The 254-nt window shown below is 70.1% G+C and carries 1 protein-coding gene; it reads left to right on the forward strand.

Going from position 1 to position 254, the window contains the following annotated elements; all coding sequences use genetic code 11:
• On the forward strand, window positions 1-254 hold a 254-nt coding region (locus SB719_RS21425), incomplete at both ends, for a hypothetical protein (protein ID WP_412159924.1).

The following is a 254-nucleotide window of genomic DNA, read 5'->3' on the forward strand; positions in this document are numbered from 1 at the left end:
GCCCGCGTTCCGGCTGGATGAGACCGGCCGCAACGTGGTGATCGGCGACCCGCTGGCCCTCCTCGGCGGCCCGATGTACTTCGTCGTGGTCGGGATCGGCTGGCTGCTGACCGCTGCCGGCATCGTCTTCTCGTGGCTCGACTACCGGGAGCTCGTGCACCGGGGCGTGGAGAGGCCCTTCCACTGGGCGTGGTCGTTCCTCGGCATCGTCTACGCGATCGGACGCAGCGTCGTCATCCGCGGTGTCGCGGGAG

It is taken from the genome of Pantoea sp. SIMBA_079, from assembly GCF_046940275.1.
GTDB classification, from domain to species: Bacteria; Pseudomonadota; Gammaproteobacteria; order Enterobacterales; family Enterobacteriaceae; genus Pantoea; species Pantoea borealis.